Raw genomic sequence first — 7,528 nt, forward strand, 5'->3', positions numbered from 1 at the left:
GGGGTGCCGGGCGGGGGGTGTGGTCGGGTGTGCGTGACCCAACTCACTGGCATCCACAAGAGCGGCAAATCGGGCAATGAATCCAACTCCCCTTTAACCGGCTGTCCGTGGAGTCCGTTTTTCCCAGGTCTAGTGGAAAAGTGCTTCTTCGTCCTCGATGCGGATCAGCGGGTGAGTTCGGAACCTCCCGTGCCTTGCGCGTCGTTGTCATAGCGGTCGTCCGTGGAACGGGCGGTGACGATCGGCTTGGGTGGCCTGGGCGGCGAGGGTGCGTGGGTCGCGATCTGGAGGGAGTTGAAGCCGCGCCAGGGGATGTGGGTCGTCTTGCGGGGGAGGGGCGTACGGATGCGCGTGGTCGGGGTTCCGTCGGTTTCAGTGCACCGGGTGCGTGGTGCGGCGCAGTCAGGGCGCGGCGGCCGTCACCGCGAGGCCCGTGGTCACTGCGGTCGCGCCGTTGACGCGGGAGTGGACCGGGCGGGAGACGTCGGCGGAGAACTTCACCGCCTGGGCCTGGATGCGGTTCGCGAGGGCGAGGGACGGGAGCCAGAGGGGCATGGTCCGGCTGGAGACGGCTGCCGGGGCGAGCTTGGTGGTGGCCGACATGCCGGAGGTCTCCAAGAGGATGTGGCCGCGCGCGGACATCACCGGTCTCGTGGCGGGCGGTGCGAGCGCGTACTCGGCGGCGGGGAAGCCCCGGTGCCAGCCCCTGGTGCGGTAGAGCTTGCCGGTCATGGTGGCGACGTTCGGTTTGAGGGGCCCGATGCCTGCGCTGATCAGATCAAGACCCACCCAGGTCGTGCCGGCGGCCGGCACCGTCATGGCGTAATGGACGCAGGCGATCGGGATGCCGCCTCGTCGTACCGCGCGGTACGAATCGAGGGTGCGGTCGGCGAGGCGGCCTCCGGTGGCGGAGACCAGATGGGCGAGCGTGCCGTGGGAGGCGGAGGCGGTGGTTCCGGTCGACATGCCCGTATCGCCTGGGAGGCCGTGTCGGCGGAGTGCAGGACGAGGATGGGCCGCATGCCGAGGAACGAGAGGCGTTCCCGGACCTCCGGGCCGGTCGTCGACCCCGGTTCGGGGCAGTGGCCGCTACTTCCCTATAAGTCGATGGATATCCGGCCTTATCACGTGATCAAAAAAATACCTGCCGTGATCCGATACCGCCCGTCGTGGACGGGTGGGCGGCATCGGTGATCGAAAGGTGACCGGATACGCTGACTTGAGTGATGGCAGCGACCTATCGACAAACCGTGTAACCGCCAGTAGACACCAGCAGACAGGAGACCCCTCGTGACCGTCGTCGGGCCGTTCGGGCTGAGCGTGCGGGACCAGGCTCTGGAAGCCGATGTCCAGGCCGGATTGGCGGCTGTCGAGGAGGGATTGCTCGAAGCCACCAAGAGTGAGGTCCCCTTCATCACCGAGGCCGCCCAGCATCTGGTGCGGGCCGGTGGGAAGCGGTTCCGGCCGCTGCTCGTGATGCTTGCCGCGCAGTTCGGGGACCCGTACGCGCCGGGGATCGTGCCGTCGGCGGTGGTGGTGGAGCTGACCCATCTGGCGACGCTGTACCACGACGACGTGATGGACGAGGCGGAGGTGCGGCGGGGTGTCGACAGCGCGAACACCCGCTGGGGCAACTCGGTCGCCGTACTGACCGGGGACTTCCTCTTCGCGCGTGCCTCGCACATCCTGGCCGACCTCGGGCCGGAGGCGGTGCGGGTGCAGGCCGAGGCGTTCGAGCGGCTGGTCACCGGGCAGATCCTGGAGACGGCGGGGCCGCAGGACGGGCGGGATCCCGTCGAGCACTACCTCGATGTGCTGAGCGGGAAGACCGGATCGCTGGTGGCGGTGTCGTGCCGGTTCGGGGCGATGATGTCGGGCGCCGACGAGACGGTGGTCGATGTGCTGACCCAGTACGGCGAGCGGCTCGGGGTCGCCTTCCAGCTGGCGGACGACGTCCTGGACATCGCTAGCGACTCCCATGAGTCCGGGAAGACGCCGGGGACGGATCTTCGGGAGGGGATTCCGACGATGCCGGTGCTGCGGCTGCGGGAGCGGGCCGCGCGGTTGGGGCTGGCGGAGGACGTCGCGTTGTGCGAGTTGCTGGACTCCGATCTCAGTGATGACGCGCGGCTTGCGGAGGCGTTGGCTCAGCTTCGGGTGCATCCGGCGTTGGAGCAGGCTCGGCGGGACACCGTGCGGTATGCGGAGGATGCGCGGGCTGCGTTGGCGCCGTTGCCGGAGGTGGGGGCGAAGGCTGCGTTGATGGAGTTGTGCGACGCGGTGGTTTATCGGGCCGGGTGATTTCGCCCCCGCCGCCCCTACCCGTCCCATCCCTTGAAGGGGCTCTGCCCCTTCGACCCCGCCAGGGGGCCTTGCCCCCTGGACCCCCGCTGTCGGCCCTTCGGGCCTCGTCCTCAAACGCCGGACGGGCTGAAAATGCCTGGGCCAGCGAAGCATCTGCGGGACGGCGGACGGGCTGGAATCACTGGCCGAGCGTTCGCCCTGCTCAACGCCGTGAAAGCAGACCCGAGTTCCCCTTCCCCGACGGCTGGTCGGTGCGTGGGCCTCGGCTACCCCTACGGGTCGGGGGAGGTGTCGGCCTCCTGTGTCATACCCCAGGTGTACGCGGAGTTGGCTCCGAAGGTTGACGAATCTCCCTGGCCGATTTGGTCAGATGGACACCACGGAGAACACCACTCCTCACCGATTCGGGTGAGAATGGCGGCACAGGGGTGGACGAGTGCGGGGTCGCAAGACTCGCGGGCGAGGAACGAGAAGGACAGCCGCCGACGACGGAGGTAAGGCACACATGGCACCGTACGAATCCGACGACAGTACGACCGCGGTCGAGGGGGTCGACGACCTGCCCTCGGGGCGGCGCAAGGCCGCGCGGTACGTCGTTCCGGTGACGGTCGTGGGAGTCGCGGCGGCGACCATCGGGCTCGTCCCGGCAATCGCCGACTCGGGCGACCCGGACCTGCCGAAGATCACCGCAGAGCAACTCATCGAGAAGATCGCGCAGTCGGACGTGGAGCAGCTGTCCGGCACCGTGAAGATCAGCACCGACCTGGGGCTGCCGGACCTCGGCGGGCTGGGGGCCGGCTTCGCCTCCGGCGCCATGGCGTCCGGGTCGGGTGACGGGTCCTCCGCCGATCCGTCGGCCAAGCTCACCGAGCTGGCGTCCGGCACGCACACACTGCGCGTCGCCATGGACGGCGAGAACAAGCAGAAGCTCTCCCTGCTGGAGAACGCCTCCGAGTACAGCCTCATCCACAACGGCAAGGACGTCTGGGGCTACGACAGCAAGTCGAACGAGGTCTTCCACGGCACCGCCGAGGAGGCGAAGGGCGGGCAGGAGAAGGAAGACGTTCCCGCCACGCCCAAGGACTTCGCCGAGGAGGCCCTCAAGGCGGTCGACGACACCACGTCCGTCACCGTCGACGGCACCGCGCAGGTCGCGGGCCGGGACGCGTACCGGCTGCTCATCAAGCCGAAGCAGTCGGGGACCACGGTCGGCGCGATCACCGTGGCCGTGGACGCCAAGACCGGCATGCCGCTGAAGTTCACGCTGACCCCGTCGAGCGGCGGCGCCGCAGTGATCGACGCGGGCTTCACCCAGGTCAGCTTCGCCAAGCCGGCCGCCTCCACCTTCGACTTCACCCCGCCCAAGGGTGCGAAGGTCACCGAGGAGGACGAGCTGGAGGGCAAGGGCGGCGAGCACGGCGCCCCGAAGTCCGAGGACGAGCTGCGCAAGGAGTTCGAGAAGGAGTTCGGTAAGGACTTCGACAAGGACTTCGGGATGGAACTCGACGGTCCGAAGGCCGGGGACAAGACCGGCAAGGTGGCGCCCGAGGGCGGTCCCGAGGTCATCGGCGAGGGCTGGAACTCCGTGGCCGTCTTCGACACCGGCGGCGAGGGAGTTCCCTCCGGCGCCGAGGTCGGCGGGGAGATGGGCGGCTTCCTCGACTCCCTGGGCGACAAGGTGACGGGTAAGTTCGGCTCGGGCACGGTCTTCAAGACCCGCCTGATCAACGCCCTGATCACGGATGACGGCAAGGTCTATGTGGGCGCGGTCGACAAGGACGCGCTCGTGAAGGCGGCCGACTCCGGGAAGTGAACCGGTCACCGGACCCCGAGGAGCCTGAGGAACCGATGGAGGAGCTGCCCGACACGGTGATCGCCACCCAGGCGCTCACCAAGCGCTACCGCGGCGGGCAGCTCGCCGTGGACGGTCTCGACCTGACCGTCCCGGCGGGCAGCGTCTTCGGCTTCCTCGGTCCGAACGGCTCGGGAAAGACCACCACCATCCGCATGCTGATGGGCCTCATCGAGCCCACCGCGGGCAGCGCGCGCGTGCTGGGGCAGCCCATGCCCCGGTCCGCGCGCGCCGTACTGCCGCACGTCGGCGCGCTCATCGAGGGACCCGCCCTGTACGGCTTCCTCTCCGGGCGCGACAACCTCCTCCGGTACGACGCCGCCGACCCGACCGCCGATCCGCGCACCCGGCGCACCCGCGTCGCGGCTGCGCTGGACCGGGTGGGCCTGACGGCCGCCGCCGGCAAGAAGGCCAAGGCGTACTCGCTCGGCATGAAGCAGCGGCTCGGGCTCGCGGCCGCGCTGCTCCAGCCGCGCAGACTGCTGGTCCTGGACGAGCCGACCAACGGCCTCGATCCGCAGGGCATGCGTGAAATACGCTCGCTGATCCGGGAGTTGGCGTCCGACGGCACGACCGTCTTCCTCTCCTCCCACCTCCTCGACGAGATCGAGCAGGTCTGCACGCACGCCGCCGTGATGGCCCAGGGCCGGCTGATCACCCAGGGCGTGGTGGCGGAGCTGGCGGCGGGGGTGCGGGGGCGGCTCGTCGTGACCACGCCGGACGCCGGGGAGGCGGCCCGGGTGCTCAAGGAGCAGGGAGCCGGTGATGTCGTCGTCATCGACGACCGTGTGACCGCCGAGCCCCCGGACCGTGATCTCGCGGACGTCAACGCGGCGTTGGTGAAGGCCGGAGTCCGTGTCCGCGGCTTCGGCGTCGAACGGGCCTCCCTGGAGGACGCGTTCGTGGCGCTCACGGGGGAGGGGTTCGATGTCGCAGGATGAAGCCGTCCTGCCGGGCGGCGCGATCGAAGGAGCCCGCAAGGCCGGCGGGAAGGTCAACCCTTTGTGGACCTTCGGCCTCCTGCGCAGCGAACTGCTCACCACCTTCCGGCGCTGGCGCACCCTCGCGCTGCTCGCCGTCCTCGCCGCCGTGCCGATCCTGGTCGGGATCGCGGTGAAGATCGAGACCGGCGACGGCGGGTCGATGGGTGGCGGTGGGCCGCAGGGCGGCGGCCCGGCGTTCATCTCGCAGATCACCAACAACGGCCTGTTCCTGGTCTTCACCGCACTGGCCGCGACGCTCCCGTTCTTCCTGCCGATGGCGATCGGCGTCATCGCGGGCGACGCGATAGCGGGCGAGGCGAACGCGGGCACCCTGCGCTATCTCCTCGTCGCCCCCGCCGGCCGTTCCCGACTGCTCCTCACCAAGTACGCGACCACGATGGCCTTCTGCCTGGTCGCCACCCTCGTGGTCGCGATCTCGGCGCTCACCGTCGGTGCGCTGCTCTTCCCGCTGGGCGAACTGACGACCATCTCCGGCACCCGCATCAGCTTCGCGGAGGGCCTGGGCAGAGCGCTCCTGATCGCCCTGGTCGTCGCCGCGTCACTCATCGGTGTGGCGGCGCTCGGCCTGTTCGTCTCGACGCTGACCAACAGCGGTATCGCGGCGATGGCGACGACCGTCGGCCTGCTGATCACCGTCCAGATCCTCGACCAGATACCGCAGCTCCACGCGCTCCAACCGTACTTCTTCTCCCACTACTGGCTGTCCTTCGCCGACCTCATGCGCGAACCCGTCTACTGGGACGACCTCGTCAAGAACCTGGGGATCCAGGGCCTCTACGCGGCGGTGTTCGGTTCGGCGGCGTGGGCGAGGTTCACGACGAGGGACATCACCGCGTAGCGCTCCGCTCGGGCAGCCGTATCCGGGATGCGTTCGGGCGGCCGGGTATTCGGTCAGGCTGCCTGGTGCGGGAAGCGGGCGGTGGGTGGGTTCTGGGCGAAGAAGGACTTGGCGCGGGTGAGCGCGGCGGTGTCGTCCAGTACGTCGTCGATGCGGCCGCCCCTGCCCAGCAGGACGCCGCCGAAGCGCATGCCGAAGTAGGCGGCGGAGTTGTTGAGCGTGCCGATCAGCGGCTCGGCGACCTCGTGTTCCTCGTGGTGGAGCGAGGTGACGCCCCACAGGGTGCGCTCGGCCATCCTCGCCTTGAAGTCGAGACCGGGAGTGCGCAGCCAGTTCTCCCACTCATCCAGGTAGCGCTTGGTGTGGGCGGACACCGAGTACCAGTACAGCGGCGAGGCGATGACCAGGTCGGTTGCCGCCAGCGTGGCGTCGAGCAGCAGCGCGGCGTTCCCGGTGGGGGCCGGGGGGAGCGCGTCGTCCTGGCGTACGTCCACGAAGGCGGGCAGCGGGTGGTCGGCGAGGCTGATCCACTCCTGTTCGACATCCTCGGCCAGCTGCTCGGCGGCCTTGCGGGCCAGTACCTCGGTGTTGCCCTCGCTGCGGCTGCTGCCCAGCAGGAACAGGAAGCGGCGGGTCATGGCATCCCCCAGATGATCGGCGTATGACAATAACTTGCTTGTGCATTATATGCGTACGCAAGGAACTGTCCAGGGTCCGACGGCCGCCTCGGCCGCCCGCGCCACGTCGAGCAACAGAGCCTCCTGCCCATGCGCCGCCACCAACTGGAGCCCGACCGGACAGCCGTCGCCGTCCAACCCGGCCGGAACACTGATCGCCGGATGCCCGCTCAGGTTGAACGCCCAGGTCAGCGCGGTGGAATACCGGTCACCGGGCCCGTCGTGGCCGTGCGGCGAGGTGGGAGCCGTCGGCGTCAGCAGCAGCGGGGTCTCGGCGAAGAGGCCGGCCAGACGGCCGTCGTTCGTGGCCCGGATCCGGTGGGCGACGTCCGGGGCGGGGCTGGTGCCCGGGGCTCGCAGAGCGAGCCACGCCGGAGCCGGATCATCGAGACGGAGGGGACGCCGCGGCCGCACGAGCCGTATCACGCCCACCTCGGCAAGCCGTACGGCCATGGCGTGGGCGACGGCGACGATGCCTGGGTCGGGGGAGTCGAAGCCGAGGTCGGGGGACCATACGGCGGCCGGGGCGTCGTATTCGGCGCGGGGGCTGTCGTACTTGCCGGCTGGTCTGTCGTGCCCGTCGATCGGCCTGTCGTACTCGCCGCTCGGGCTGTCGTGCTGGCCGATCGCCCCGTCGGAGTCGTCGGCCGGCGCCCCATGTGAGCCGATCGGCCCGTCATAGGCCCCCGCACGCGGCACCCCGTCGCCCCGCGGCCCGCTCTTCGTCCTCGCGCTCGGCCGTTCGTCGCCCGGCGGCCCGCTGTGCGTCCTCGGGTCTGGCCGTTCGTCGCCTTGCGGCCGGTCCTGTGAGCCCGCACCCGTCACCCTCCCGCCCTGCGACCGGTCCTGCATC

The 7,528-nt window shown here is 69.8% G+C and carries 7 protein-coding genes; 4 read left to right on the top strand and 3 right to left on the bottom strand.

Features of this window, described 5'->3' with window-relative positions; translation table 11 throughout:
* Positions 1–402: 402 nt before the first annotated feature.
* A complete protein-coding gene (locus tag L0P92_RS39895) occupies positions 403–966 on the bottom strand; it encodes an MFS transporter (RefSeq protein ID WP_443733837.1) in 564 nt (187 codons plus the stop codon).
* A gap of 324 nt (positions 967–1,290) precedes the next feature.
* Here L0P92_RS39895 and L0P92_RS39900 point away from each other — a divergent pair, with 324 nt between their 5' ends.
* From L0P92_RS39900 to L0P92_RS39915, 4 genes are all read left to right on the top strand, one after another.
* On the top strand, positions 1,291–2,301 hold the full coding sequence (locus L0P92_RS39900; RefSeq protein ID WP_234768027.1) for a polyprenyl synthetase family protein: 1,011 nt from the start codon (positions 1,291–1,293) through the stop codon (positions 2,299–2,301).
* 508 nt (positions 2,302–2,809) lie between these two features.
* Positions 2,810–4,117, top strand: coding sequence for a LolA family protein (locus L0P92_RS39905; protein WP_234768028.1), 1,308 nt, complete (start codon positions 2,810–2,812; stop codon positions 4,115–4,117).
* Between the two features lie 35 nt (positions 4,118–4,152).
* On the top strand, positions 4,153–5,097 hold the full coding sequence (locus tag L0P92_RS39910; RefSeq protein WP_234768029.1) for an ABC transporter ATP-binding protein: 945 nt from the start codon (positions 4,153–4,155) through the stop codon (positions 5,095–5,097).
* Positions 5,084–5,998, top strand: coding sequence for an ABC transporter permease (locus L0P92_RS39915; protein ID WP_234768030.1), 915 nt, complete (start codon positions 5,084–5,086; stop codon positions 5,996–5,998). Before L0P92_RS39910 ends, L0P92_RS39915 begins: the two co-directional genes overlap by 14 nt.
* A gap of 53 nt (positions 5,999–6,051) precedes the next feature.
* Here the strand turns inward: L0P92_RS39915 and L0P92_RS39920 are convergent, their stop codons facing one another.
* Positions 6,052–6,636, bottom strand: coding sequence for a flavodoxin family protein (locus L0P92_RS39920; protein WP_234768031.1), 585 nt, complete (start codon positions 6,634–6,636; stop codon positions 6,052–6,054).
* 45 nt (positions 6,637–6,681) lie between these two features.
* A partial coding sequence (locus tag L0P92_RS39925) for an amidase family protein (RefSeq protein WP_273634149.1) occupies positions 6,682–7,528 on the bottom strand: 847 nt, incomplete at its 5' end.

Origin of the sequence: Streptomyces muensis (genome assembly GCF_021474425.1) — a bacterium.
GTDB classification, from domain to species: Bacteria; Actinomycetota; Actinomycetes; order Streptomycetales; family Streptomycetaceae; genus Streptomyces; species Streptomyces muensis.